The organism is Pseudoalteromonas sp. SWYJZ12 (assembly GCF_015864395.1).
Taxonomy (GTDB): domain Bacteria; phylum Pseudomonadota; class Gammaproteobacteria; order Enterobacterales; family Alteromonadaceae; genus Pseudoalteromonas; species Pseudoalteromonas arctica.
On sequence record NZ_JADYXH010000001.1, the window covers coordinates 410,187 to 436,068 of the forward strand.

A 25,882-nucleotide genomic window follows, 5' to 3' on the forward strand; every position below is an offset into this window, starting at 1 on the left:
TTTACTTTGATAAAAACGTAGTGCTAACAGACCCTAAGTCTTCGTAACTAACCGTGGTTAACTGATCAGTATTAAGCTCAACAACACCACAATAAGAGCCTGTTATAAACACTTGCCCTGCTTTTAAGTTAATTCCCTTTGCTGATAAGTAATTAACCGCCCAATAAAGTGGAAGCTGCGCAAGTTTTGCAGGATGCACACCCGCCAGGTTTAACTCCAGCTCAGTTTGCTTAACATTAATATTTACAGTACTTGCGTTATACGCTTTGGCTTTATCTATTTGTGGGCCTAAATACACACCTTGATTAGATAAACCATCAGCCAGTTTTTCAATGTGAGTGCTTGGAGTGTCTTCATCAAACCTTTTTTGAATAAGCTCAAGTGCCAAGTGGGCGCTGGCAAATGCAGTATCTACGTCTTCATTTTTATAGATTTTATTACTTGGTAAATCGCTTTGTAAAATAAATGCAATTTCTGGTTCTATCAGCGCTTTGTTGTTTGTTGTATACAGTGGGCAATTTTCAGCTTGTTTTATAGGTGCATGTAAAAGAGGCGCTAATATAATTGAGCCATCATCTAAAGGCAGCATACACTTCCAGCCATATACAGTTTGCTCATTTAAATAAATCATCAACTTTTGTACTTCTATTGCATCGTCAGTCGTATCTAGTACTAACTCTTTAGGAAAGTTTGAACGCGCTGGGTTTTCTTCTCTTTGTGCTAATAAGTGAGTAGCAATTAGTTTGAGTTGTATTGAGTTGTTCACATAAATCTCTTTAAAATACGTTACTGGTTAAGCAGTAAATAGGAAGGGTTATATTATTAATGTATTAGCTTAGGCATTAGAACATCATGTTAAATGCCTATAATTAAAATTGTATTTAAAACAAAGCGTGGGAATTATTTAAGTATCAATAGATTTAAGCGATCGTAAAAATAGCCCTAAGCCGCCAAACGCTAAAATTATAATAACAATCAAATCAAACGACGTCATAGTTCGCATACTAAATCGAACACTCGATATAACGCCAAATATTAGTGCAGTTAACGAGCCAAGAGATAGCACCCAGCCTAAAATATTTTTAGAATTGTAAAAAATCAGACCCACACCAAAAATAAATGGGATCATAACCATGCCGCCTGTAACGCCAAAGCCACCTAAAGCATTAACACTATAAATGCGAGAACTTAGTCCAAAATTAGAGGTCACCGAAATTGCGTTTAGCAGCATATAAAAGCCACCGCACATCATAATCAAACCAATAAAAAAATGCCCAATACCACCAGAGCTTCCACCCGCACCTTTCATTATTAATTATTCCTTTTATATTTTTAACGTAATCGTTTTAAATGGTAATTACTCGACTATTAACATTGACCGCGGTCTACATAATCAATCAGTGCACACGCGAAAACACTTATCGCGTAATTACATGCCAAATAACATAAAACCAAGATAAAAAACCATGCAAAATTGCCCATAACACAGACTCGTTAGCACTCCATGAAATAGCAATTGCTAGTGCTGTACCAAAAGAGACTCCATATTTTACTATTTCATTTCTTGAGTTTCTCATTAATTATATTCCTAATTTTTAACTTGTTAGCTGCTTGATTTGCTTACTAAAACTGAAAGCTCTTTACCATCAATATTGATACTTGCTTCTTTGCCTAGTTCAACAACTAAAGAGGGAGCCATATGTTTTTCACCTAGCTTCAGGTCAGTTGCTAAACTAACAGTAGAATCATCAATTGACGTTACTGTAAGAGCAAAACTATACGAATTATCAACTGAAACAGACGCCTCTTCATTTGAATTTACAACTAAAGTAGGTGAGCCAATTAGGCTTTTATTATCATAAAACTTGGCCTTCACTACAAAACTATCATTAGCTTGTGCAAATGAGGCAAAGCCTAACAACGCTACTATTGCGATTAATTTTTTCATTATTATTTCCATATAAATTATACAGCTTAAAGATATTGGGGCCTGTTGACCTTTCAGGATTAAAATTTGTTCAATCTAGGGGCTATTTAATCGCGGCGCGAGGTTTGTAACCTAGTGGGCTAAGTAAAAACCGAGCAACAAAGAGTAAATAGCCCCTAAGCAAAACCCTTCGGGCAGCGCATGTTTGGCATTTGTGCTACGTTATCACCTATTTATGGGGAATAACCACACTACATAGGCTTTGCCTTGCCTAAATACCAAACAGTCTGCTGCAAATTTAACCTCGAAAGATAAACAGGCCCTAGGCTTTATTGGCTGTGATTTTTTAGCTAGTAATTTACTAGTGATTGATGTTACATCATTCACTATACTCTCCATGCGCCAAGGCACGTAACAGTGCCTATTAGTGTTTCTATATTTACACCAGAGAACTTTAATGTAAACAACAAATTAAATAGGCTATTTATTAGAGTGGATTGTGATACCAAAACGACTTTTAATAGTGTTATTAATCTCTTTAAATTTTGACGCACTACACATTAACAAAAAAGAGTCTTATTAGGTTTCATTTGTATATTGGGGAGGTTGAGTATTTAGGCAGGTTGGAGTGTAAGAATAAAAGGTGATGTAAGTTAACAGCACCTATTTGGGTATTTACTTGGTTATATGTAATTTACTAAGTATTTTGAATACATACCATAATAGGCACTATAAAAATTCTTAACCAATTGATTTATATACATCAATACTACTATTGGTTAAAAGCCCAGTAACTTGCGTACCAAACGCTTTAAAGTGTGGCTCGTTTTTATGCGCTTCAAAGTGCTCGTCAGACGCCCATTGTTCGCTAACAACGTAATCGGTATGTTTATCATCATTTTTTACCGATAATTCATAACGTAAGCACCCTACTTCTTGGCGCGATGACTTTTGTAAGTTTTCAAGTGCTGTAAGCATCACATCTGCATCAATATTTTTGCACGACAGTGCAGCTATAACCGTTAACATGTGTATTCCTTTTTAAAAGTTAAGGTGTAGATAATCTACACCTTAAAATATTTAGTTTAACTTTGCGTTTGAGGTAAGTTTACTGATCCCACTGCGGCGCAAATTCTGGTGTTGCTTGGCGGTCGCCACAATCTAGGCCATCAATGCGGGCTATGTCTTCATCATCTAATTTAACGTGGTCGTTAAAGTTATCTTCTAAGTTTTTACGCTTAGTTGATGATGGAATTGTCGTCATGCCGCTGGCGTTAACCCATGCTAAAACAACTTGTGCTGGACTTGCATCGTGCTTTTTAGCAATGTCGATAATGGTTTGATCTTTAAGTACTTTACCTACTACAAATGGCATGTACGCTGTCACGTGTATATCGTGCTGAGCACAAAATGCACGCAATTTAGTATTAGTTAAATATGGGTGCACCTCAACCTGATTGGTAAATATTTCACGCGAGTCAAGCGTTTGCATTGCTTCATTTAAGTTTGCAATGGTGAAGTTTGATACACCAATGTGCTTAGTTAAACCAAGCTGCTTCGCTTTTAGTAATTCAGTGAGGTATTCACTCATTGGCTCGTCGTTAGCAGGCGATGGCCAGTGAATTAGCAGTAAGTCGACCGAATCAACTTGTAGCTTTTCAAGTGACTTTTTAACGCTTGGGATAAAGTCGCTTTTATTTAATTTGTTATTCCACACTTTGGTAGTTAAGAATATTTCACTGCGCGGAATATTACTATCTTTTATGGCTTGACCTACTTGCTCTTCGTTGCCATAAATTTGTGCGGTGTCAATATGGCGAAACCCAACTTCGAGCGCCATTTTTACTGAGTTATAGGCCGTGTCGCCCTCTAAGCGGAATGTTCCCATACCGAGTTCTGGCATTTCTATTACACGTTTTGTCATGGTTTATCCTTATAAAATAATCGGTTTTGAAATACAAACTTCACTGAAGTTTTACGAAATACACCTTTTACTTCTTATTACGACTGTCACTTAAAAATCTATGACCTCATAACAGGTATGAGGTCATTAATTTTAGTTTCAAGGTTAGGGTCTGTTAATCTTTAGAGATTACATTTGCAGCAGTGTATTTGGTATTTAGGCAAGGCAGAGCCTATGCAGTGTGGTTGTTCCACATAAGTAGGCGATAACGCAGCATAAATGCCAAATACGCGCTGCCTGTCGGTTCTTCCTAGGGTGGATTTACTCTTTGTCCCTCGATTTTTACTTAGCCCACTAGGTTACAAACCTCGCTCCGTGATTAAATCCTCCCTAGATTGAACAAATTTAATCCTACAAGGTTAACAGACCCTGCTAAGGCTTTATGCTTGCTGAATTTCACGTTTATCAAGCATACCGCTGTAGCGTGTAACACCAAGTGCTAAAACAGAGATAACGGCGCCTATCCATGCTGTATCTTGCAGGGTCATGTTCTCTACTACGCTACCACCAATAATTGAGCCAAGTGCAATACCAATATTAAATGCGGCTATGTTCAAACCTGATGCAACATCTACCGCATTTGGCGTGTGCTTCTGCGCTTGCTTTACTACATAAAGTTGCAAGCCTGGCACATTGCCAAAAGCAAATGCGCCCCATACTAAAATAGTAAGTACAGCGGCAATTTTTGATTCCATCGTAAAAGTAAATATCAGTAAAATAATACTCAAAGCGCTGAATATAATGCTCAGTGCGCTAATTGGACCGCGTTTGTCGGCCAACTTTCCACCCCAAATATTACCTATCGCTACCGATACACCGTAAACAAGCATTATTAAAGCAATAGCCGAAGGCGCAAAACCTGTTTGTTGCTCTAAAATAGGTGCTAAATAAGTAAACGCTGTAAACGTGCCGCCGTAGCCCAATATCGTCATTAAATATACGAGTAATAAACGCGGTTTTACAATTACTTGTAGTTGTTCTTTAAACGTGGCTGGTATTGATTGTTTTAAGTTTTTTGGCACTAAAATAGAGCTGCCGATTAATGCAATTAAACCTAATACCGACACAACTAAAAACGTTGCACGCCAACCAAAGTGTTGTCCAATCCATGTACCTAATGGCACACCGGTTACTAGTGCTACAGTAAGCCCGGTAAACATAATGGCAATTGCACTGGCTTCTTTGTCTTTGCTTACTAGACTTGTGGCAATCATCGATCCGATTGAAAAAAACACACCATGGGCAAGCCCCGTTAAAATGCGCGCAAGTATTAATGTTTCGTAACTTGGCGCTTGCCAAGCAAGTAAGTTGCCCAATACAAACAAGCCCATTAAGCTTATTAAGACCACTTTACGATTCCAACGACCCGTTAAAGCTGTTAGCACCGGTGCACCAATAGCAACGCCAACCGCATATAAACTTACAAGCAAACCCGCTGAAGGTAGGCTTACGCCTAAGTCGTTTGCAATGGTGGGTACTAATCCCACTATTACAAACTCAGTTGTTCCTATTGCAAATGCGCTTAAGGTAAGCGCCCACAAAGCCAATGGCATAGTTATATCCTCATTAATATTTGAAAAATGTAGTTTGGCTAAAATATCGTTTGCAAAAAATAGCATTAGTGACAAAATACTTTTGTTAATAATGCAAAGATGGTGTTGGTATATTATGGCGGTTCATTCAAAAACTGAAGATTTAGAAACATTTATAACGGTAGTAGATTGCGGAAGCTTTTCGGGGGCAGCTAATTTGCTCGATCAACAAGTGGCTAAAGTGTCGCGAGCTGTATCACGCCTTGAAAATACACTGCAATGCACTTTACTAAACAGAACAACACGCCGATTAGAACTTACAGAAGAGGGCCATACTTTTATAAAATATGCGCGCGAAGGGTTAAATACGCTTTATACCGGTGAAGAAGCCATAAAGCTTTTAAAACAAGCGCCAAGTGGCAAGCTGCGAATAGATGCTGCAAGCCCTTTTGTATTGCACCAACTTACGCCTTTAATTGGCGAATTTGCTAAGCAATACCCTCACATAACGCTTGATATAACCTCACACGACAGCATTATTGATTTACTTGAACATAAAACCGATTTAGCCATACGCATTGGTGATTTAAAAGACTCAAATTTACATGCTCGTAAACTCGGCAGCAGTCAGTTACGTATTGTAGCCAGCCCAAAATATATAAAAAACAACGCAGCAATTACACAAGTAGATGACTTACAAAACCATAAGTTAATTGGTTTTAGTGACTCCCCTAAATTAAACACTTGGCCGTTAGTAAAGCCCGCTTTATTTACGTTTTCGCTTAGCGCAAGCAGCGGCGAAACAGTGCGCCAACTATGTATTGCAAACCAAGGCGTTGCGCTACTTTCTCACTTTATGATTGGCAATGACCTAAAAACAGGTAAATTAGTTGAAGTGTTACCCAGTGCAGTTAGCTCACCTAATAACCGAGAGGTTGTACAAGCCGTGTATTATAAAAACAGTGCGGTATCGTCTCGAATTGTGGCTTTTTTAGATTTTATAAAGCCACGACTAAGCTTATAACTATATTAAAAAGCAAGTTAAATTATGCTTGGTTATTAAAAAGCAAACCTGAGTGTTTACTATCCGAAGATGATGAAAACATTGAATCCATTAAAGTAGATACATTTTTACGCACTGATAATTGTATTGACGATAGCTCACTGTCGAGTTGCTTTTTAAGTTCGCTTAGCTCTTCTACCGCTTCCCCTGTGGGCGTATCAGAACTATTGGTCATTTCTCTTATTTTACTCTGTAAATCTTTAATTGACTCGATCGCTTTATTCATTTGAACTGCTGAATTGTCACTCGAATCTTCTGTTTCGCTGCTAATGATAGACTTTGCGTCTTCAGTAGCTGCAGTAGAGCTCGTAGTTTTTTCGGCGTCTTTATTTAAAGAAGAGTCTGCTTTAGCCTCTGGACTTTTACTAGGATCATCCGTTTTTACAGTGTTTTTATTTAAATTACTTAGGCTTGAATAGCCATTGTCATTGTATAACTGCGAAGAAAGAGTTCCAAAATTCATTTTTGCCTCATGTGTCTAAAAATTGACGACTTTATTTTTATAATTAGAAGCAATTATCATTCCAAATATGGTAACAAATTGACCATCCGTATTTTAAACGGGAACAGGACTTATAAGTCGCCACGGGGTATTATTTTGCTTAATTTAAAATGCGAGGAAAGCTATACTTTTAAAATACGCCTGCGAAAGGCTAAATATTTTATGCACAGATGAAAACGCCATAAAGCTTTAAAACAAGCGCCAAATGGCAAGCAGCTAATAGATGCGGCAAACCCTTTTGTATTGCATCAACTTACGCCTTTAATTGGTGAATTCGCTAAATAATACCCTCACATAACGCTTGATATAACCTCACACGGCAGTACTGTTAATTTACTCGAGCATAAAACAGACTTAGCCATACGTATTGGTGATTTATAAGATTCGAACTTACATGCTCGTAAACTTGGCCGTTAGTAAAACTCATTTTATTTACGTTTTCGCTTAGCGCAAGCAGCGGCGAAACAGTGCGGTATCATCGCGAATTGTGGCTTTTTTAGATTTCATAAAGCTTAGGCTTAGTTTATAAGCTCTGTATATTAATATTGATATGCTTATTAAATGTTTTAACCGATTTTTTGACGCTTTTTAATAATCAAAAAGTATAAATAATAAAAGTAGTAATTAAAGGTATTAATTAAAATGGATTCTTTAACGCAGGTAGCATTAGGCAGTGCTGTAGGTTATGCGGTATTAGGCAATAAAATAGGTCGAAAAGCCGTTTTATGGGGAGCAATTTTAGGCACGCTCCCTGATTTAGATGTATTTTTGCCATATGGCGGATCTGTAGAAGCATTTACTTATCACCGTGGCTTTAGCCATTCGTTATTAATACATTTATTAATTAGCCCGCTCATTGTATGGCTAATATTAAAAGTACACGCGGGAATGCAAATTTATAAAGTGCGCTGGTTTTGGCTAGTATTTTTAAGTTTATCTACACATGCCCTATTAGACAGCCTAACGGTATACGGTACACAACTACTCTGGCCTTTTACTGAGTACCCCTTTGCGGTTTCTAGTGTGTTTATTATTGACCCCGCTTACACGCTTCTTTTATTAATTGGCGTAATATGTACGCTAATACCCAAAATAAAAGCAGCAACGGCTTATCGTATAAATGCAGCGGCTTTAGTTTTAAGTAGTCTATATTTATTTTGCGCTTTAATTTTAAAAGTAAATATTGATGACAAAGTAAAAACGGCTCTCAACAACAGACAAATACCAGTAAATGCGTATGTTAGTACGCCTGCACCGCTAACCACTTTGCTGTGGCGTATTGTTGTGATGTCTGACGGACAATACTACGAAGGTTATGCATCAGTATTTGACGCGCCCAGCGATGTTACATTAACGGCTTATCAAACAACGTCTTCACTGTTAAATAATATTAGCGATGAATGGCCTATAAAACGCTTGCAGTGGTTTACTAAAGGGTTTTATTCGGTGCGCCAACAGCAAAGCAATATTGTACTTTCTGATTTACGTATGGGCATGGAGTGCAACTATGTGTTTAATTTTGTAGTGGGTAAAAAAAGTGATTCAGAAGTGAGCATTGGTAACTTTGAAAAAATAAGTCAAAGACCAAACTTAAACAATCTTCATAAAATATGGAACAGGATTTGGCAACCAAATGTGTCTTTAGCATCACCCGCTGCAAAAAATGACTGCAATAGCGAATAGCGGCATATTATAAAATTCGTACTAGCATGAGGAAGTTAAGTGAAGTTCAAGCAGCAATTAAACTAAATAGCTCACTAAAGTGATTGCTGCTTTTTTTGCTGATACATTGCAACATCAGCATCTTGAATCATATCCTCAATCGATTTACCTGTATCGTGTTTAAAGTGTGTTACTCCTACACTGTAGTCAATTTTGTATGGCTTATTTAAGGTATTATTAGCATGCGCTATTGCATCCGCAAACCTTTGTAAAACAAACTCTGCTTTTGTCTCGTCTGAGTCGCTTAACATCGCAACAAATTCATCTCCGCCAAGTCGACCTATGACTTCACAATCACGAAATGAACTAAGCATAATTTGTGCAAATTTATTTAATACAAAATCGCCTTCGTGGTGTCCATAAATATCATTAATTTGTTTAAACTTATTGAGATCAAACAATATAAACGACATTGATACTTTGTTTCGCCTACATACATTTAGCGTATGTTCGGCAAGGTTTAAAAAGCCACGTCGATTAGAGATTCTTGTTAGCTCATCAATTGTGGCTAGTTGAATTGATTGAATTTCTCGCTCGACTAACGTGCCTAAATCTCTTAGTAATTGTTTTTCTTCATCATCGAGTTGTCTAGGTTTATTATCGGCAAGGCACAAAGTGCCTATAGTGACTCCTTCCCTTAATTTTAAAGGAAAGCCTGCATAAAAGCGTACTTTAGGATCGCCTGTAACAAAGGGGTTATCAAAAAACCTTTTGTCTTGGGCTGTATCTGGGATTATTAATAACTCGTCTTGATTTATGGTGTGGCCACAAAATGAGGTTTCGCGAGGAAGCTCAGGCGCATCAAGCCCCTGCCTTGATTTAAACCACTGGCGGTCTTCGTCAATCAAGGTAACCAATGAAATAGAAACATTAAACATACGCTTGGCAATACGAGTAACACGATCAAAGCGCTCTTCATGAGACGTATCTAGAATTTTTAATGCTCTAAGCGCGTGTAATCGCTCGGCTTCGTTACTTGGGATCTCAGGTTTAATCATTAAAGCTCTGTTAATTTTAAATGTTTTATAAATTATGAGATGGGAGCGAATATTTTCGAGTATATAACCCGATAAACTTATCTAAACTATAAACAGTCTGCCTATTAAAACTAGAACATTACCTTAAAATAGCAATAAATACTTATGAATGTCAGTAAGTCGTACCTAAATAAAGATAAGATTAAATCCGCAAAAAATTATGATGAAAACAGGTGGGAGTAGTGGTTGATACAACATAGCTACTCTTTAATGAAAAAGTAGTAGTGGCTATTTAGTTTTATTTAAATAACCACTGGATTTGGCATACTTACAAAAATAAACACTTTAATTTTGGTGCTCATATTGTCCACGGTAAACTTCAAATACTTTTAAAACAGTATGTTGCTCTTTAGTTAGGTTATCAAACCAATCATCAAACAGCTCATCATCTTCTTGCTCGCTTAGTGCCATATACCTTGCTAGTAACTCTACAATATCATTGTGGTTGCAGGTTAAAGGATTTACTTGTTGCGCCAAGGTACTGTGGTCGCGCTCTCTTAGGGTTTCCATCACCCCTTGGTCAATTTGTTCTTGTTGTTGTGTTGCGTCACTCATACATAACCTCTGTAATAACTTTATAACCGTATTTGTTAACGTTTTAACTCTTAAATATAGTTATAACAGCCTAAACGCCAATAGCCAGCATTTTTGATTCAAGTGCTTATTTTTTGATTTGTTTGCACAAATAGCCAGCAATTACAGCCTTTTTGAGGAACATTTAAATAATTTGCAATGGAAGAATAAATACGTTAAATTAAAATGATATACTATCACATATCATTTATTGAGGCGTATTATGAAACCAAATATTCATCCTGATTACCACGTGGTTGCTTTTCACGATACCGCTGCCGATTCTTACTTTATTATTGGCTCAACCATAAAAACGAGCCGCACAGTAGAAATAGACGGTAATACATATCCATACGTACCTATTGATGTATCAAGTGACTCGCACCCATTTTATACAGGCAAGCAAAAAACAACCGCTACAGATGGCCGCGTTGCGCAGTTTAATCGTCGTTTTAAAAGTTTATCGACTGTTAAAAAGGAAAAGGTATGAAAGTACTAAGCTCTCTTAAAAGTGCTAAGCAACGTCCGGGGTGTCAAATTGTAAAACGCAAAGGCCGCGTATTTGTAATTTGTAAAAACAACCCACGCTTTAAAGCAGTACAAGGAATGAAAAAGAAATAAGTTAAACGGGAATGCTCAACATATAATTAGGTAGCTTGCTTAAGCTACCTAATTTAGGGGGGACTATTTTACCACTACTGAAAACTCTGGCACTGCCTGAATTACTTTTTTTACCGTACAGGTATTAACGGCTGCAATAAGCGCCTTTTTATATTTATCAGGGAAGCCTTCTGGTAAGTTAATCTCAATTGAAAATAGCTTTTTACCGTTGTCATCTACATTTTCGTTATTTTGAGTAAGCGTCATACCTTGCGTTGAAATATCACGCTGCTCGCAAAACTTACGCGCATAAAAACCTGCACATAAAACCATACTTACTAAAAAATAATCAAACGGTTCTGGATACTCTGCATTGCCACCAGCGTTTACGCTTTGATCGCTTATTACTTCTAGGTCGCCAAATTTAGCGCTTTGCTTTTGGCCTTCTAACATTGAAACTGAAATTTCCATTGTGTTTCCTTATATTTATTGCTGCAGATACCTTTAACGCAATTAGCTTAAAAGTAGCTACTAAAGATACATATAGTCTAGGTTTATGAACCGAACAGTAATTCAAAGAACCCTGGAGGCTCGTGTAACTCATGATATTTTTTACGTAAATTATCTATATTTTTCAGTGGTTCTTTTGCCGCACTTAGCCCCTGCTCGTTTGCTGCTTTTTTTGCAAGTTCAGCTTGAGCAATCACTTTATCAAGGCCCTGCAATGACTGCTCAGGTTTTTTGTAAAACTTACCAGTTTTACTCACTTTAACCAGCTTTATAAATTCATCAATCGCAGTATTAAATTCACTAAGTTGAGTTGCCTGCACCGCTTGTTTATATGCAAGGCCCGTGTTTTTCATATTTACTTCAAGATCGACTTCTTGCTGCGCAAAAGACATTGAACTAAACGCAAAGGTAAAAATAATAACTAAATACTTCATGGTCAAACCTATTAATTAAAAACACCTAAATTGTATCAAGTTTACGTAGCAAAGTAACTTTACGAGCTGTTATGAGCACTTTGAGCTGTAAAGGGGGTTTACAAATCAATCATTTTAAAGCCGCAATAGTGAAAAATATTCAAATAACGATTTTTTTGAATAAAAAACACCTAATAAAAATCACTTTAAAAGAGTAATAACACACATAACCTTTACAAATAAGTACATATAACATTCGCTGGCAACTTCATATAAATAAAAATTTATATATGAATAATTATAAACTGCAAAAAACTGACTTAAAAAACAACTTAAAATTTAACAAATAAAAACCAATGTTAATAACTAAAACATATAAGAAAAACTAAATGTAAAAACACCACAGTAAATCATTTAAAGGGCCTTTGTAATTAATACCAAAAACCACAACAACCGTCCTTCAGATTAATTCAAGTTGCTTATTTTACAGTGAGTTAGCTCCTTTTAATAAAATAATCAGCATGCAATAATCACCGCCCTCATAAAAAAAGTTATAGGGCTTTATCCAAATACAAACTGCATTTGGATAAAACTACATTGTATTTAATTACTATAAAATGTTCTCTGGGAATCAAATGAAACGTCATAATTTACTTTCTACTAGCATTAAATGTGCATTAATTACTGCTGCTGCAACAGCAAGTAATTCTGTGCTTGCACAAGATGAGCAAGCAACAAAAATTGAACGTGTTGAAGTGACGGGTTCACGTATTTTACGTGAAGGTGCTATTGCACCTGCCCCTGTAACAGTTATCAGTGGCGAGCAGCTAATGAACACTGGCGCGGTAAACATTGGTGAAGCGCTAAATAACTTACCAGCACTTGGCAATACATATTCTATGGCTAACTCTGGCCGTTTTATTGGTACTGCGGGTTTAAATATTCTTGATTTACGTAACATGGGTACAGATCGTACTTTGGTACTTGTAAATGGTAAGCGTCATGTATCAAGCTCTGCAGGTTCTCAATCTGTAGATACCAACACTATTCCAAGTGTATGGGTTGAACGTGTAGAGATAATTACTGGTGGTGCATCTGCTGTATACGGTGCTGATGCGGTAACAGGTGTTGTTAACTTTATATTAAAAGACAACATTGAAGGCATGGACTTTAGCGTTACACGTGGTTTTGCCGATTTAAGCAGCTACAACAACGAAAAAGCAACGTTCTCATACGGTTCTAACTTTAACAACGACCGTGGTAATGCTGCTTTTGCTATTGAGTACTCAGGCCAAGATTCATTAAATGCGCTTGATCATCCTTGGACAAGTACTTCTTTTAGAAGCTTACGCAATCAAGCTCAAACTGATAGCAATAAAGATAGCAGTGCTTTTCCAGATGACATTTTAACGCCTAACGCCGGTCTTTACGCTATTAATAACGCAGGTGTTTACGCACTTGAAAATACTTTATTTACCAATAGCTTTAACCCTGATGGCAGTGCGCACAATTTATATATAGGCGATAACGTTGATGGCACAGCATGCGCTAACTGTGACTTTTTTAACTTAGGCCAGTTTGAAGAAATTCAGCCTGAGTTTGAACGTTACAACGTAAACTTCAAAGTTAACTACGATGTAACCGACGACTTGAACGTTTACTTTGATGCGAAATATGTAAATAGCCAAGGCGAAAGCATTGGCCAACCAGCATATTTCTACCGCGACGATGATAACAGCATTAAAATTGATAACCCTTACCTAGACCCAAGCATCAAAGCGCGCATGGAAGACCAAGGTGTTGACTCGATAATGGTTAACCGCATGATGAGTGACCTCGGCCGTCGTATAGAAAACAACACCCGTGAAACAACGCGTTTTGTAACAGGCTTAAAAGGCACTGTATTTGATGATTGGGAATTAGATACCTCAATAGTATACGGCCAAACTGATCTAGAGCGCGAAAATGGCGCTAACATGATTTTAGCTAATTACTTTAATGCGCTTGATGCTGTTGAAGATAAAAATGGTAATGTTGTTTGTCGTAGTGCAGCAGCCCAAGCTGATGGCTGTGTTCCTGTAAATATTATGGGGTTTGGTGCGCCATCTCAACAAGCCATTGATTACATTAATACGGTATCTGTTGGCACTTCAACTATTAAACAAACGGTTATTTCTGGATCACTTGCAAACGGCGCTATTTTTGAGTTACCAGCGGGTTATGTGGGTGTTGCATTTGGTGCTGAGTACCGTAAAGAAGAAAGCGAAACTAAAGAGCCTGATAACGCAGAAGGTACGTTCTTTAACGCACTGGGCGAAGATAAGGGCTCGTTTAATGTTCGCGAAGTATTCTTTGAAGTGTCTATGCCAATTTTAACTGACTTACCGCTTATTCAAGACTTAGTGTTTGATACAGCAGTACGTCATGCTGATTACAGCACTATTGGTGATGCCACAAGCTGGAAACTAGGCCTTGATTGGACTGTAAACGATGAGCTACGTGTGCGTGTAACACAATCTGCTGCGCTTCGAGCTCCTAATATTAGTGAAGTATTTGGTGCACCGAGCCAAACTTTTTATAGTGTTGACGACCCGTGTCGCGCCGACAACCTAGGTGATTTATCAAACGGAGCAACTCGCACTGCAAATTGTGCCGCATTGGGTGTAGCGAGTGATTTCAACTCAGATTACGATTCTGCTTCATTAGATGGTTTAACAAGCGGTAACCGTGATGTAAAAGGTGAAGAATCGACAAGTACGACTGTAGGTATTGTTTACCAACCAGAGTTTTTAGAAAACGCACTACTTACTATTGATTACTGGGAAATTGAACTTGAAGATGCAATTGACACAATTAACGCGCAAGACATTCTTGATCGCTGTGTAGATAGCAAAACAGGTATTAATAACCAGTACTGTAATTTAATAACTCGCGATGCAAACGGCCAAATTTCACTTATTCAAAACTCAGTGCTAAATGTTGCAGGGCAAAAAGCATCTGGGGTAGACTTTGAACTAGGTTACGACTTTGACGCGCTTGAAGGTAGCTTTAAAACCCGTTTAATTGGTACTTACTTAATTGAACGTAAAGACTACCCGTTCCAAGATGACCCTAGTAACTACATTGAATACGCAGGCACGGCAGGTGAAGCTAAATGGCAAACTAACCTATCTGTAAGTTATGTTATGGATAACTTTTTCTCAACAGTTGAAACACGCTTTTTGAGTGAAGTAGAGCTATACACAAATTTTGAACTTGATAGCAACCCTAACCCAAGTAATCAAATGTCTTACGGTAAATACTTTATTACTGATATGACTGTAGGTTACAACTTTAATAGCGGTTTAGGCGTTAAAGTAGGTGTTGATAACGTATTTAACCGTAAACTTCCTTACGGAACACGTGGTACCGGGGCAGGAAGTGCAAGTTATGACAACATTGGCCGCTTTGGCTACATTAACTTAAGCTACAGCTTATAATTAATAAAATAACTTATTAGGGCGTGTTGATCATTGGTGGGTGAATTTGCAGCAGTATGTTTGGTTTTTAAGCAAGGCAGAGCCTATGTAGTGTGGTTATTCCCCATAAATAGGCGATAACGCAGCATAAGTACCAAACATGCGCTGCCCGAAGGGTTCTTTCTAGGGACGATTAACTCTTTGTTGCTCGGTTTTTACTTAGCCCACTAGGTTACAAACCTCGCGTCGCGATTTAATCGCCCCTAGATTGAACAAATTTCAATCCACAAAGATCAACACGCCCTAGTTAAAACAAAGGCTCGCAGTGCGAGCCTTTTTAATAGGTATTATTTAATATTACTCAGCCACACGCTTTGGTATGGTTCTAGCTCTATCGTTAATTGGCTTTCTTCAATCGTTTTATCTGCCACCAAATCAAACCACTTTTGGGTGTTAATTAAGTTTAAGTCGGCCAATGTGAGCGTTTGTGGTTTATCGCTAATGTTATAAACACAAAATATGCTTTGGCGTCTGTCTATACTTTGTCGCCAAAAACCAAATAATCCCCCCGCTAAATGCAGCGTAAACTGTGTAGCATTTGGGTGAAAGGCACTCTGCTTTTTGCGTACTGCCAATAAGCTTTTTATGCCGTTAAACACTTTATGATGATGACTATACTTTTCACCAATCGCAGCCAGTAGCTTTGACTCTTGCCAACGATGGCGGTTTATAGCGCGGTTATGCTGTGAATTTTCAAATCGGTCATAGTCGTTAGTTGTACCCAACAAACTATGAATATAAAGCCCTGGGATACCTTCAAGCGCAAACATAATTGCGTGAGCACACATAAATCGCTCAAGGCCAAACTTATCGGGGCCATTGTGCGTCCCTTGTAGTGCATCAAATAAAGCAATATTTAGCTCGTACGGTGTATGCGTTCCATCGTTACTGGTTCGCATAGATACACGACCACCAAATTGCATAGTGGTACTTACTAGTGACGCCACTTCGCTAGTTTGTAGTAAACCTTCAATTGGTCTGAGCCCTACTCCATCATGCGAGGCTATAAAGTTAAAGTATGCCGTACCATTTTGCGCAGGCGGCATACTCATCATCCAATGTTTAATTGCTGTACTATCGCCGCTAAGTAATGTGTGTAGCAACAATGGCGGCAATGCAAAGTTATAAATACTGTGCGCTTCGTTAGCGTTACCAAAGTACGATAGGTTTTCTTGGTTTGGAATGTTGGTTTCGGTAATAATAACTACGCTGGGCTCTGCGTGCTCAATAAGTGTTCGCATGAGCCTTACGGCTTCATGTGTTTGCGGCAAGTTAATGCAACTTGTATTAAGCTGTTTCCACAAAAATGCAACCGCATCGAGTCTAAATAAACGTACGCCATTGTCTAAATAATGCCTAATTATTCTCACAAACTCTTTAAGTACATCAGGATTGCCAAAGTCAAAATCAACCTGATCGTGACTAAACGTACACCATACGTGCTTTTCGCCGCTTGGCGTAGTTACAGTATTTAATAACGATGAGGTTCGCGGGCGTACAACTTGGCTTAAATCATCCGTTAAGCTGGCCGTTTTAAAGTAGTCTTTACCCGGGTGTAAATCGTTTAAAAAGTTCTCAAACCATACGCTTCTGCTTGAGCAATGGTTAATAACTAAATCTGCCATTAACTTTACGTCTTTAGCGATATTTTGAATATCTCCCCAATCACCTAACGACTCGTTCACTTGCACGTAGTTCATTACGGCAAAGCCTTCGTCTGAGCTGTACGGGTAAAATGGCAATATATGCAGCGCATTTAACTGCATATCACATTGCTCTTTTATAAACCTGTGTAGTGTTTTAAGCGGTGCCTCCATTGGGCTCGATACGGCAAATTCGCTATCATCGTGTTTAATAATAGAGTCGCCATAAGCAATCAATACTATATCTTGTTCATCCCATCGGTTTGTATGGGGTGTCGGGTCGCGCAGTGCATTGCTACCTAATATAATTTTAATAAGTTGCTGAGCAAGCTCAGTAACCGATAAAGGCAGCTCAACACCCTCATAAATAATATGAAGATGTTGCTCTACTCGTTGTAAAAATAATTCGCTAACTGTGCTCACATGCGCCCCTAATATTTATTGTTTAGACTTATAGGCTAGTTAACCTGCACGCAGGTTAACTATATTCTTCGTTATCTAGCTCTACGGCTTCTTTTAAGCGCTCAAGTACGTCTGGCATTGCAGATACAACACGGTTCCAACTTGGCACAAATGGCGCTTCCATTGGGTTTTCTAAAAAGTGTTGCCCTGCTTCCATAATATTTTGTGCAAACATTTCTACTGCTTTTTCTTCTTGGTGTACATCAAGCGTTAACCCGTTCATTAGCGCGTCGTTATGATACGTTTCTATAAAATCTAGCCCGATACGGTAGTAAGTCGCTTTTAATGAACGAATTGTTTCGCTGGTAAAAGTAACACCTTGTGTTGCCAGCTTTCTAAACAATGCCTTAGTAATATCAATCGACATTTTAGACAAACCTGCGCTTTGGTCATCAAGTGAAAGTTCTTGGTGCTTATGATCGTAATTATCGGCAATATCTACTTGGCACAAGCGGTTATGTGAATAGTTACGATACATTTCACTCAGTACGCCTATTTCAAGGCCCCAATCACTTGGTATGCGAATATCGTTTAAAACATCGCGTCTAAACGAAAACTCACCTGCAAGTGGGTATCTAAATGAGTCCATATATTCAAGGTAGTCGGTATTGCCTAAAATTGTTTTAAACGAGCGAAGCAGTGGCGTTACTAATAAGCGCGATACACGGCCATTAATTTTGCCATTAGCAGTACGCGGGTAAAATCCTTTACAAAATTCATAGTTAAAACGCGGATGCGCAACGGGGTAAATTAAGCGAGCAAGTAAGCTTCTGTCGTAGGTTAAAATATCGCAATCATGCAGCGCGATAGATTCCACTTCCGCTGTTGCTAATTTATAGCCCATGCAGTACCACACGTTACGGCCTTTACCCAGCTCACGCGGTGCAACGCCTAGCTCTTGTAATTCTTTATCAAGTGCTTGTAAGCGTGGGCCGTCGTTCCATAATACTTTATGGTTTTGGTTTAGCTCTTTAAAAAAACCAAGTGCATGGCGGTACTGTGCTTCGTCGGCTCTATCTAAACCTATGGTAATTTGCGATAAATACGGTACTTCGCGTAATTCGCTAACTATATTTTGCAGTGCAGGGCCTTCGAGTTCACTAAATAACGAAGGAAGTATTAATCCCATTGGGCGCTGCTTGCTAAAAGTAAGTAGCTCTTTTTCTAGATCTTCTATTGGTCTGTCGGCAATATTATGTAATGTTGTAATAATGCCATTTTGGTAAAAATCAGCCATGAGATGTTTGCTCCTCAGAAATACTTAAAATACTGCTAATACACGGCAACGATGTTATTTCTTCAATCCACCCCAGCGGTGCTGGTGATTGAGAGTACCGTGCTTTGTTGTGCGACAATTTAACCGGCTTTTTACTCGCCGGATTGGCAATAATAATGGCGATATTTGCGTGCTCTAACATTTGCTTATCGTTATCGCTATCACCCAGAGCTATAACCGTGAGAGGCTTTCTGAAATGATTGGTAAACTGTTTAACTAACCACTGCTGTGCAGCGCTTTTATCGGTATTTTTGGCAATATGAATGAAGCGTCCGCCAATTTTTATATCGTAGCCGAGTGCTTCAACATCGCTTACAAAGGCTGTGAGTAATTCGTCGTTGCCATACCAATAAAGAGGGTCTGAATAATCACGAGTTTGTGCGCGCCTTGCTTGTGCATCGCTAAGACCAGTAAGCTCTGATATTTGCTCACTCGATAAATCACTAAACAATTTGTAATGCGCTTTATAATCCGCCTTTAAAGTATTTAAATCATTTAATAAACTCGATAACGGCTTTGCCATTGCGTAGCACCAATAAGCGCCTATTTTTTTGCAACCAATAGGCTTAAGTTCAAAATAATCTTCTGGAATAAATACCGCAGCACCGTTTTCTACAATAAAAGGCTGCTGAATGTTTAAATCGTTTTTAAGCTCTATAACTTCGCAAAAAGTTTTACTGGTATTAAACACCACAGGAATATGTGCATTTTGCAGCTGCTGTAATAACTCACTGATATTATTGGTATTGTAATCGGCGTGATCGAGCAATGTACCGTCCAAATCTGTAAAAATAATAGGTTGAAGGGTGTCATCACTCGTTAGGTGCATACCGCTAATATCGCGGTTGCTATCAAGTTCAATTAAAGCATTTGCTTTAGCGCTCAGTGTGTTTAAGTTCTCACGCGTAATGCGCTCAAAATGAGAAATAAAATACACCAATTGCTCGTTAGTCATGGTGCCTGAGCCTTCACCTTTTTTGGCTATTAACTTTTGTTCTTGCTCTTGTCGCCATGTAAAAACATCACTAAAACTCGGTGCTTTTAGCATAACGGTATAATCAATTAGGTTAAAAACGGCTTTATATTCGTTTGCCAAACAGCTGTTTACACAGCGGCGCCAAACGCCTTCTTTATCAAATTGTTGCTCTAACTCGTTAAGCGGCTCACTCAATGAAAACAACGGTTGTGGCTCACTGCCTACACACCACCCTTCTAAAATAACAATATCAACTGGCTTTTCGTTTGTTAGCCAATCACTTGCTGGCACGCAGTCGTCTTCGTGTTTATTAAAACGTGGAAGCGGTACGTTTACCTCTCCTGCCAGTAAGTTAGTTATTGTGCTATTCATTAACGCTACATCGTGAGTACCCGGTACTCCGCGAGTAGTAAAAAGAGGATGTACGTCTTTGGCAAGTTCACTACGTGCTTGTTTTGCTAAATAAAAGTCATCAATAGACAATGCAACACTGTTAAGTGGTGTGTTTTTAGAAAACCAGGTAACTAAAAAATCAGCGAGTGTTGTTTTTCCTGAGCCTTGGCATCCATTTATGGCAACAAAAATAGGAGTATTTGTTTTTTTAGATTCGAGGATGTCATGCGCGAGTGGAACAAAATATTGCTCACTCAAATATTGATACTTTAAAGGCAGTTGGTGTTTTGCTAAAAACGGGGTTATATCCACAATATTGGCCTCTGACATAGTAACTCCTTTGCATACAATGCGTTCTGGAAGTTAAATGCAGATACTAGACCATTATTATTTTTGTATATTTATTAATAAGTTAAAAAAATAGCGCATTAAAAATGCGCTATTATGGTGCAATCTATTTAGCTAATGTGCAAAATTAAACTTTTTCAGGTTCTGCTTTTGGTAATACTAAGTTAAGTACTATTCCTAAAATAGCGCAGAGGCTTACGCCCTCTAAACTAAATTGGCTACCACCAATATGCATACCACCAATACCGCACACCAAAATAAGTGCAACGATACTTAAGTTACGTGGTGCTGTTAAATCATCGCCCGATTTAACCAGTGTATTTAAACCCACTACAGCAATAGAGCCAAAAAGTAGAATCATAATGCCGCCCATTACTGGCACAGGAATAGTTTGCAAACCAGATCCCATTTTAGCTACAAACGCTAAAATAATGGCAATAACAGCTGTCCACATCATTACTTTAGGATTGAAGTTTTTGGTAAGCATAACTGCCCCCGTTACTTCTGAGTAAGTAGTGTTAGGCGGGCCGCCAAATAATGATGCCGCAGAAGTCGCAAGGCCATCACCAAACAAAGTACGGTGAAGCCCAGGCTTTTTCAAAAAGTCTTTATTGGTTACTTGGCTAATAGCCATCATATCGCCAATATGCTCAATTGCAGGTGCTATTGCTACAGGTACCATAAACAAAATAGCCTGCCATTTAAACTCAGGCCAAGTAAAGTTTGGTACAGCAAACCACTGTGCGTTAGTCACCGCGTCAAATTGCACAACGCCCATACCAAGCGATAAACAATAACCCGCTACAACCCCTGCTAATATAGGTATAAGCTTAAATACGCCTTTTCCCCATACTGCAAAAATAAGCGTAACCACTAACGAGAACAACGAAATATAAATAGCGCTGGTGTAATCTATAATTTGAATACTGCCGTCGCCACTTTTACCCATCGCCATATTTACAGCAACAGGTGCAAGCGCAAGGCCAATAACCATAATTACTGGGCCCACAACCACAGGCGGTAAAATTTTATGAAGCGTTGCAACGCCTTTAAATTTCACTAATAAACTTAAAAGCATATAAGCAAAACCCGCCACCATTAAGCCGCCCATAGTGGCTGGCACGCCCCACATTTGCACAGCGGCAATAATAGGTGCAATAAAGGCAAACGATGAAGCTAAAAATATAGGCACTTGGCCTTTAGTCACTACCTGAAACAGCAAGGTACCAATGCCTGCGGTAAAAAGCGCAACATTAGGATCCAAGCCCGTTAAAAGCGGCACTAATACCAGCGCACCAAATGCTACAAACAGCATTTGCGCGCCCGTTAAAATAGTTTTTATTGAAAAGGTGTCATTATTTTGCACTTAAAGACTCCTAAACAGTACCGAATATTTTGTCGCCCGCATCGCCTAAACCAGGGATAATATAGCCCTTTTCGTTTAAGTGGCTATCTACAGAGGCTGTAAATATTTCTACGTCGGGATGTGCTGTAAGTGTTTTTTCCACACCTTCTGGTGCAGCTACTAATACAATTACTTTGATTTCTTTACAGCCTGCTTTTTTAAGCATATCGATTGTGGCAATCATTGAGCCACCTGTGGCAAGCATAGGGTCAATAACTAAGCTTAGGCGCTCATCAATATTACCTACTAGCTTTTCAAAATATGGTACTGGCTCTAGTGTTTCTTCGTTACGTTCAAGACCAACCACACTTACTTTAGCGGCTGGTAATAACTGCATAACACCATCCATCATGCCAAGACCAGCACGCAAAATAGGCACTACGGTAATTTTTTTACCTTTAATATGCTCTACTTTTAACTTATTGCCATCCCAGCCTGTAATTTCGTTATCTTCTAACTGTAGGTTTTTAGTTGCTTCGTAAGTTAATAAGGTTCCAACTTCAGAACATAATTCACGAAAGCTTTTAGTACTAATACCATGCGCTCGCATTAGGCCTAGTTTATGTTGAACAAGAGGGTGAGAAATAACGTGAATTGCCATGATATAAACCTACTGATACAAGAATTTGCAGTATTTTATATTAAAAAAGGTCATTTGACCTGTAGTTTTAAAGAGATTTTCATACATCGTGCCAAAATGCATTGTTTTGCTTGATATTTATGCAAGAGATTAGCAAAACCTGTTTATTAAATGTTACTCGCTAACCAGCTGTTTACTTGCTGTTGCATATAACTATTTATTTTTTGGTGCTCGGGGCTCCAGCCAGCTAAAAATCGATAAAAGTCAGCCCATGCAGCAGGCCATAAAGCGAGCCAATTGTCAGCTATTTTACCTGCTGGTGCTGTAGGATGATAAGTTGTAATAGCAGCCTTTAAATTATCAAAATAATACGCAAGGTACTCATCAGCGCACTCGTGTAATTGTGCATCACTTAAGCAACTGGTCATAAAATACATTACATCAATTATCCCGCAACCTGCACCTATATACTGAAAATCATAACCGAGTATTTCATCGCGCTCATTTGCTGCAAAGTTAGCAACTTTTGCATCGCCATGAATCAGCGTTTTATACGCACAACTTTGTAGTTGCTCATCTATTTTATGTGCAGCATTTTTAATATCGGACTTTTTATCAAGGTTATCTTTTAGTTTATTAAACTCATCTGGGCGCGTGCTTAAATGCCAGTAGTTGCCTTGCTGCCATAACCCTTCAGCGGGTTTACTTAAGTTAAACGCATGAAAGTGTGCAAGCCACTTTAATATAGCTTTAACATGTTGTGGCCCTGCTTGAGCAAACCCATGTTTGGTGAAATCCTTAAACACCAGCGCATATTCATCATCTTTATTAATTGCACCTATACATTCAATACTTTGCGCATGTACTGGTAAATGCTGGCTATAAAGCTTATAAAATGTGTATTCAACACTATAGGAATGCTGCTTTCTTTTAAGCGCAAATTCGCTTTGTTTAATTTTAGGATGGTGTATATAACTGGGCATTTTAATCGCTTTAATAACACATGGCTTATCATCAAACTGGCACTGCACAATACTGCCACATCCACTCCAAAGTGATGTAAGCGTATCGCCAATTTCAATGTGCTCAAAGTGAGCTTTTAATAAAGGAATGTAAAATGCCATAGCTATATTAAGTAATTAAGTTTTTTGTAGTTTAACATTAGTGGACGTTTTTAATAAAACTAAGGTTTAAAAAAGCCCCGCTTTGTTTTATACAAGTTTGCATGTAAATAGTGGCCAAAATCACTATGCCACTACACTTTAGCTGTGGTTTAGGTTTGCACAGATAACAATCGGATCAAAGTCAAGTAACGGCTTGTAAACCTAAAGCTTAGTTACTGCATTCATTTTCATAAACTCTATTGTAACTTATTTCTTGTTGAATCTGATTCTTGATTGACTTATTTGAAACTTGATTCAAACTTACTCTAAGTGATTCTAGCATGTATTTGTCATCAATAAGTAAGAGTGAATTTAATGCTGTTTTACCTATAAAACTATCTTGATTATCAATTAATATCGCTATTAACGTATCAACATCATTTTTTTCACCAATCATTCCAAGCCCGGTTATAGCTGAGTTTTTTAAGATATTTTCATTCGAACTGATCATCTCCATAAAATATTTTCGTGCAATATTCAGATCCACTCCACTATCAAAACATTTATTTTTAAGATTAATTCTCCATTTCATAGCAGCTAATCGAATTAAGTGATCATCTAATACACGAACATGCTTAGTGTTCCTCCATACCTCTAACAATATAGAATTATATAAATCAGCATCAAAACCTTCACTGGACCAACCATTGGAAATTAAATTTGAAACAGAGAACACAGCTTCTCTGTAGTTTTTATTCCAATATGAGCCAATTTCCATGTTCTGAACCGAGTTGTCAGCATGCCCAATTGTCTTTTCAATTTCGAGTTTCCACTGCCAATTACCATCGTCTGCATATGAGCTGCATGCAGATAGCAGCCAAATACCGCATGTTATACAAATTTTAAATATCTTCATGTGTTTTCCTGTTTATGGGACTATCGGCCAACTTTGAACTTGGTTAACTCCACCCCTTCGTCTCGATTCAAAATATTGGATTTTTGAATCAACTTGCTGCACCTCTTTTGTATACTTCCAACGAGTTTCAACAAAAGTTCTTTTACGATCATAAGAACTAAACTAGACAGCAAGAACTAAACTAGACAGCCACTCTAATTGAACAAGAACTAAACTAGACAGCCACTCTAATTGAACAAACAAAATGTTGCCATAAAATTTAATTTGTAGACTAATAATATATCTTTTATCGACAGGTTATTTTTATTTCATCCATCAAATAAGTCACTAGCGCTCTTAATCTAAATTGCACGCATGAAAATGACTGCATGGTGCAGTTGTGATTTTTTACTGAATAGTTTTACTGAGTAGTTTAAATTTTATGCCAGTAGCTTTTCGCAGTTACTGATATTCGCTCGCCGCTTTCGGTTTAAGTTTTCACAATAACCTTCTTGTGAGACTGGCCTGCCCACTGCGCCATGAAATACACGCGTAAATTGTGTGGTGAGTTTTAACCAGTTTTCTGGAGATATATTCACTCTTTCTAGCAAAGGCAAGTGTGTACTCTCAATATACCCTCGCTTATCTTCACGTATACAACGTCCTGTTAATTCAACAAGTTCAAGGTACGATTTAAGCTCAAACGGCAGCCCTTTTGGCATTATTTGACGTGGCATGCCTGCAAAGCGCTGTAGTTGTTTTGGTTGTTTACCATCCTTTACATACGTTAAACGCTGTTTGATGCTGGTATGGCCTGAATCCTCTGGAGTGTTAGCCATTTTAGCTCTAATGGGATTTAAGTCGACATACGCCATGCAGGCCGCTAGGGCTGCTTCATCTAGTAATGCTTGCGATTTGAATCTACCCTCCCAGAACCGTCCAGTGCAGTTATCTTCTTTATTTGCTCTGCGAGCAATGTCTTCATTTAATAGCCGCATAAACCAGCTGATACTTGATAAGCGTTCGCGGTATTGTTTAACCGTTTGGTTGAAAAAGATGAGCTCAACTTTACTTAACTTTTCACCTTGTACATATTTCTGCGTTAACAATGTGCCTTTACAGAGTTTATGCCAGCGAATAACAATCGCTTTATCATTCAGCCTGTTTGCTCGATTATCATCTACATACAGGACTAAGTGAGTGTGATTACTCATAACAGCATAAGCACACACATCAATACAAAATATTTTTGCGAGCATAAGTAACTTATCTTCAACCCACCCTCGTCGATGCTCGTAAGATTGACCAGTAAAACGGTCTTCTCCACATAAAAATGCACGACGAACACAGCGTGAAATACAGTGATAGTATTTTGTATCAACCAAACTTACTTGACGCTTTCTTGCAATTGCCATAAGACACTCTGCTTGTTTTTTGCACT

25 protein-coding genes and 1 pseudogene are annotated in these 25,882 nt (G+C 38.2%); 6 read left to right on the top strand and 20 right to left on the bottom strand.

Features of this window, described 5'->3' with window-relative positions:
• Position 1 precedes the first annotated feature (1 nt).
• The 7 genes from I6F42_RS01760 to I6F42_RS01790 form a co-directional block, all read right to left on the bottom strand.
• Positions 2-766 (bottom strand): 2-keto-4-pentenoate hydratase, encoded by a 765-nt coding sequence (locus I6F42_RS01760; RefSeq protein ID WP_197150434.1) that lies wholly within the window; start codon positions 764-766, stop codon positions 2-4.
• A 138-nt stretch (positions 767-904) separates the two neighbouring features.
• Positions 905-1,309, bottom strand: a complete 405-nt coding sequence (locus tag I6F42_RS01765; RefSeq protein ID WP_002958658.1) for a hypothetical protein — start codon at positions 1,307-1,309, stop codon at positions 905-907.
• 109 nt (positions 1,310-1,418) lie between these two features.
• Positions 1,419-1,577 carry a hypothetical protein gene (locus tag I6F42_RS01770; RefSeq protein ID WP_007378675.1) on the bottom strand — a complete coding sequence of 53 codons (159 nt, stop codon included), beginning with the start codon at positions 1,575-1,577 and terminating at the stop codon, positions 1,419-1,421.
• 26 nt (positions 1,578-1,603) lie between these two features.
• Positions 1,604-1,948 (bottom strand): hypothetical protein, encoded by a 345-nt coding sequence (locus I6F42_RS01775; protein WP_197150437.1) that lies wholly within the window; start codon positions 1,946-1,948, stop codon positions 1,604-1,606.
• 720 nt (positions 1,949-2,668) lie between these two features.
• Complete coding sequence (locus I6F42_RS01780; RefSeq protein ID WP_197150441.1) at positions 2,669-2,956, bottom strand: putative quinol monooxygenase; 288 nt, start codon at positions 2,954-2,956, stop codon at positions 2,669-2,671.
• Positions 2,957-3,035: 79 nt separating this feature from the next.
• The gene (gene dkgB / locus I6F42_RS01785) at positions 3,036-3,851 is read right to left on the bottom strand and encodes a 2,5-didehydrogluconate reductase DkgB (protein WP_024591732.1); all 816 of its coding nucleotides are present in this window, start codon (positions 3,849-3,851) and stop codon (positions 3,036-3,038) included.
• Between the two features lie 419 nt (positions 3,852-4,270).
• On the bottom strand, positions 4,271-5,443 hold the full coding sequence (locus tag I6F42_RS01790; RefSeq protein ID WP_024593033.1) for an MFS transporter: 1,173 nt from the start codon (positions 5,441-5,443) through the stop codon (positions 4,271-4,273).
• Between the two features lie 115 nt (positions 5,444-5,558).
• Between I6F42_RS01790 and I6F42_RS01795 the strand changes: the two genes are divergently transcribed.
• Positions 5,559-6,446 carry a LysR family transcriptional regulator gene (locus I6F42_RS01795; protein ID WP_197150444.1) on the top strand — a complete coding sequence of 296 codons (888 nt, stop codon included), beginning with the start codon at positions 5,559-5,561 and terminating at the stop codon, positions 6,444-6,446.
• A gap of 22 nt (positions 6,447-6,468) precedes the next feature.
• Here the strand turns inward: I6F42_RS01795 and I6F42_RS01800 are convergent, their stop codons facing one another.
• A complete protein-coding gene (locus I6F42_RS01800) occupies positions 6,469-6,948 on the bottom strand; it encodes a hypothetical protein (protein ID WP_197150447.1) in 480 nt (159 codons plus the stop codon).
• Positions 6,949-7,117: 169 nt separating this feature from the next.
• Between I6F42_RS01800 and I6F42_RS20140 the strand changes: the two are divergent.
• Together I6F42_RS20140 and I6F42_RS01805 are read left to right on the top strand one after the other, a co-directional pair.
• Positions 7,118-7,365: pseudogene (locus tag I6F42_RS20140) on the top strand (LysR substrate-binding domain-containing protein); the annotation flags it as partial.
• 264 nt (positions 7,366-7,629) lie between these two features.
• Positions 7,630-8,670 (top strand): metal-dependent hydrolase, encoded by a 1,041-nt coding sequence (locus I6F42_RS01805; protein ID WP_197150450.1) that lies wholly within the window; start codon positions 7,630-7,632, stop codon positions 8,668-8,670.
• 74 nt (positions 8,671-8,744) lie between these two features.
• Here the strand turns inward: I6F42_RS01805 and I6F42_RS01810 are convergent, their stop codons facing one another.
• Both I6F42_RS01810 and I6F42_RS01815 read right to left on the bottom strand, forming a co-directional pair.
• Positions 8,745-9,707: a sensor domain-containing diguanylate cyclase gene (locus I6F42_RS01810; RefSeq protein WP_197150454.1), complete on the bottom strand. Its 963-nt coding sequence runs from the start codon at positions 9,705-9,707 to the stop codon at positions 8,745-8,747.
• 324 nt (positions 9,708-10,031) lie between these two features.
• Positions 10,032-10,301, bottom strand: a complete 270-nt coding sequence (locus I6F42_RS01815) for a hypothetical protein (RefSeq protein WP_007580861.1) — start codon at positions 10,299-10,301, stop codon at positions 10,032-10,034.
• 241 nt (positions 10,302-10,542) lie between these two features.
• Here I6F42_RS01815 and I6F42_RS01820 point away from each other — a divergent pair, with 241 nt between their 5' ends.
• Together I6F42_RS01820 and ykgO are read left to right on the top strand one after the other, a co-directional pair.
• Entirely contained in the window at positions 10,543-10,809 is a 267-nt protein-coding gene (locus I6F42_RS01820) for a type B 50S ribosomal protein L31 (RefSeq protein WP_007580864.1), read from the top strand.
• Entirely contained in the window at positions 10,806-10,940 is a 135-nt protein-coding gene (gene ykgO / locus I6F42_RS01825) for a type B 50S ribosomal protein L36 (protein ID WP_002958669.1), read from the top strand. Before I6F42_RS01820 ends, ykgO begins: the two co-directional genes overlap by 4 nt.
• Before the next feature lie 63 nt (positions 10,941-11,003).
• On the opposite strand, the gene I6F42_RS01830 is transcribed toward ykgO, so the two are convergent.
• Together I6F42_RS01830 and I6F42_RS01835 are read right to left on the bottom strand one after the other, a co-directional pair.
• Positions 11,004-11,390, bottom strand: a complete 387-nt coding sequence (locus tag I6F42_RS01830) for an OsmC family protein (protein WP_024591728.1) — start codon at positions 11,388-11,390, stop codon at positions 11,004-11,006.
• Positions 11,391-11,473: 83 nt separating this feature from the next.
• Positions 11,474-11,863, bottom strand: coding sequence for a cytochrome b562 (locus tag I6F42_RS01835; protein ID WP_007580869.1), 390 nt, complete (start codon positions 11,861-11,863; stop codon positions 11,474-11,476).
• A gap of 614 nt (positions 11,864-12,477) precedes the next feature.
• Here I6F42_RS01835 and I6F42_RS01840 point away from each other — a divergent pair.
• On the top strand, positions 12,478-15,321 hold the full coding sequence (locus I6F42_RS01840) for a TonB-dependent receptor domain-containing protein (protein WP_010553070.1): 2,844 nt from the start codon (positions 12,478-12,480) through the stop codon (positions 15,319-15,321).
• Positions 15,322-15,647: 326 nt separating this feature from the next.
• Here I6F42_RS01840 and I6F42_RS01845 read toward each other — a convergent pair whose 3' ends face one another.
• From I6F42_RS01845 to I6F42_RS01880, 8 genes are all read right to left on the bottom strand, one after another.
• Entirely contained in the window at positions 15,648-17,426 is a 1,779-nt protein-coding gene (locus tag I6F42_RS01845) for a sugar phosphorylase (RefSeq protein WP_197150458.1), read from the bottom strand.
• A 55-nt stretch (positions 17,427-17,481) separates the two neighbouring features.
• Positions 17,482-18,702, bottom strand: a complete 1,221-nt coding sequence (locus I6F42_RS01850; RefSeq protein WP_002958673.1) for a glycosyl transferase — start codon at positions 18,700-18,702, stop codon at positions 17,482-17,484.
• Positions 18,695-20,440 carry an HAD-IIB family hydrolase gene (locus I6F42_RS01855; RefSeq protein ID WP_197150461.1) on the bottom strand — a complete coding sequence of 582 codons (1,746 nt, stop codon included), beginning with the start codon at positions 20,438-20,440 and terminating at the stop codon, positions 18,695-18,697. Before I6F42_RS01855 ends, I6F42_RS01850 begins: the two co-directional genes overlap by 8 nt.
• Positions 20,441-20,585: 145 nt before the next feature.
• Positions 20,586-21,824, bottom strand: coding sequence for a uracil-xanthine permease family protein (locus I6F42_RS01860; protein ID WP_007580880.1), 1,239 nt, complete (start codon positions 21,822-21,824; stop codon positions 20,586-20,588).
• A 10-nt stretch (positions 21,825-21,834) separates the two neighbouring features.
• Entirely contained in the window at positions 21,835-22,464 is a 630-nt protein-coding gene (upp, locus tag I6F42_RS01865) for a uracil phosphoribosyltransferase (protein WP_002958676.1), read from the bottom strand.
• Positions 22,465-22,610: 146 nt separating this feature from the next.
• Positions 22,611-23,567, bottom strand: coding sequence for a phosphotransferase (locus I6F42_RS01870; RefSeq protein WP_197150463.1), 957 nt, complete (start codon positions 23,565-23,567; stop codon positions 22,611-22,613).
• A 208-nt stretch (positions 23,568-23,775) separates the two neighbouring features.
• Positions 23,776-24,462 carry a hypothetical protein gene (locus I6F42_RS01875; protein ID WP_197150465.1) on the bottom strand — a complete coding sequence of 229 codons (687 nt, stop codon included), beginning with the start codon at positions 24,460-24,462 and terminating at the stop codon, positions 23,776-23,778.
• Positions 24,463-24,881: 419 nt separating this feature from the next.
• Entirely contained in the window at positions 24,882-25,856 is a 975-nt protein-coding gene (locus I6F42_RS01880) for a transposase (RefSeq protein ID WP_197150466.1), read from the bottom strand.
• Positions 25,857-25,882: the final 26 nt, after the last annotated feature.

What these genes read in the sequence shown, in the direction of transcription:
- I6F42_RS01765 (WP_002958658.1), bottom strand. Translation starts at nt 1,309, where the DNA reads ATGAAAGGTGCGGGTGGAAGCTCTGGTGGTATTGGGCATTTTTTTATT.
- I6F42_RS01770 (WP_007378675.1), bottom strand. Translation starts at nt 1,577, where the DNA reads ATGAGAAACTCAAGAAATGAAATAGTAAAATATGGAGTCTCTTTTGGT.
- I6F42_RS01775 (WP_197150437.1), bottom strand. Translation starts at nt 1,948, where the DNA reads ATGAAAAAATTAATCGCAATAGTAGCGTTGTTAGGCTTTGCCTCATTT.
- I6F42_RS01780 (WP_197150441.1), bottom strand. Translation starts at nt 2,956, where the DNA reads ATGTTAACGGTTATAGCTGCACTGTCGTGCAAAAATATTGATGCAGAT.
- dkgB (WP_024591732.1), bottom strand. Translation starts at nt 3,851, where the DNA reads ATGACAAAACGTGTAATAGAAATGCCAGAACTCGGTATGGGAACATTC.
- I6F42_RS01790 (WP_024593033.1), bottom strand. Translation starts at nt 5,443, where the DNA reads ATGCCATTGGCTTTGTGGGCGCTTACCTTAAGCGCATTTGCAATAGGA.
- I6F42_RS01795 (WP_197150444.1), top strand. Translation starts at nt 5,559, where the DNA reads ATGGCGGTTCATTCAAAAACTGAAGATTTAGAAACATTTATAACGGTA.
- I6F42_RS01800 (WP_197150447.1), bottom strand. Translation starts at nt 6,948, where the DNA reads ATGAATTTTGGAACTCTTTCTTCGCAGTTATACAATGACAATGGCTAT.
- I6F42_RS01805 (WP_197150450.1), top strand. Translation starts at nt 7,630, where the DNA reads ATGGATTCTTTAACGCAGGTAGCATTAGGCAGTGCTGTAGGTTATGCG.
- I6F42_RS01810 (WP_197150454.1), bottom strand. Translation starts at nt 9,707, where the DNA reads ATGATTAAACCTGAGATCCCAAGTAACGAAGCCGAGCGATTACACGCG.
- I6F42_RS01815 (WP_007580861.1), bottom strand. Translation starts at nt 10,301, where the DNA reads ATGAGTGACGCAACACAACAACAAGAACAAATTGACCAAGGGGTGATG.
- I6F42_RS01820 (WP_007580864.1), top strand. Translation starts at nt 10,543, where the DNA reads ATGAAACCAAATATTCATCCTGATTACCACGTGGTTGCTTTTCACGAT.
- ykgO (WP_002958669.1), top strand. Translation starts at nt 10,806, where the DNA reads ATGAAAGTACTAAGCTCTCTTAAAAGTGCTAAGCAACGTCCGGGGTGT.
- I6F42_RS01830 (WP_024591728.1), bottom strand. Translation starts at nt 11,390, where the DNA reads ATGGAAATTTCAGTTTCAATGTTAGAAGGCCAAAAGCAAAGCGCTAAA.
- I6F42_RS01835 (WP_007580869.1), bottom strand. Translation starts at nt 11,863, where the DNA reads ATGAAGTATTTAGTTATTATTTTTACCTTTGCGTTTAGTTCAATGTCT.
- I6F42_RS01840 (WP_010553070.1), top strand. Translation starts at nt 12,478, where the DNA reads ATGAAACGTCATAATTTACTTTCTACTAGCATTAAATGTGCATTAATT.
- I6F42_RS01850 (WP_002958673.1), bottom strand. Translation starts at nt 18,702, where the DNA reads ATGGCTGATTTTTACCAAAATGGCATTATTACAACATTACATAATATT.
- I6F42_RS01855 (WP_197150461.1), bottom strand. Translation starts at nt 20,440, where the DNA reads ATGTCAGAGGCCAATATTGTGGATATAACCCCGTTTTTAGCAAAACAC.
- upp (WP_002958676.1), bottom strand. Translation starts at nt 22,464, where the DNA reads ATGGCAATTCACGTTATTTCTCACCCTCTTGTTCAACATAAACTAGGC.
- I6F42_RS01870 (WP_197150463.1), bottom strand. Translation starts at nt 23,567, where the DNA reads ATGGCATTTTACATTCCTTTATTAAAAGCTCACTTTGAGCACATTGAA.
- I6F42_RS01875 (WP_197150465.1), bottom strand. Translation starts at nt 24,462, where the DNA reads ATGAAGATATTTAAAATTTGTATAACATGCGGTATTTGGCTGCTATCT.
- I6F42_RS01880 (WP_197150466.1), bottom strand. Translation starts at nt 25,856, where the DNA reads ATGGCAATTGCAAGAAAGCGTCAAGTAAGTTTGGTTGATACAAAATAC.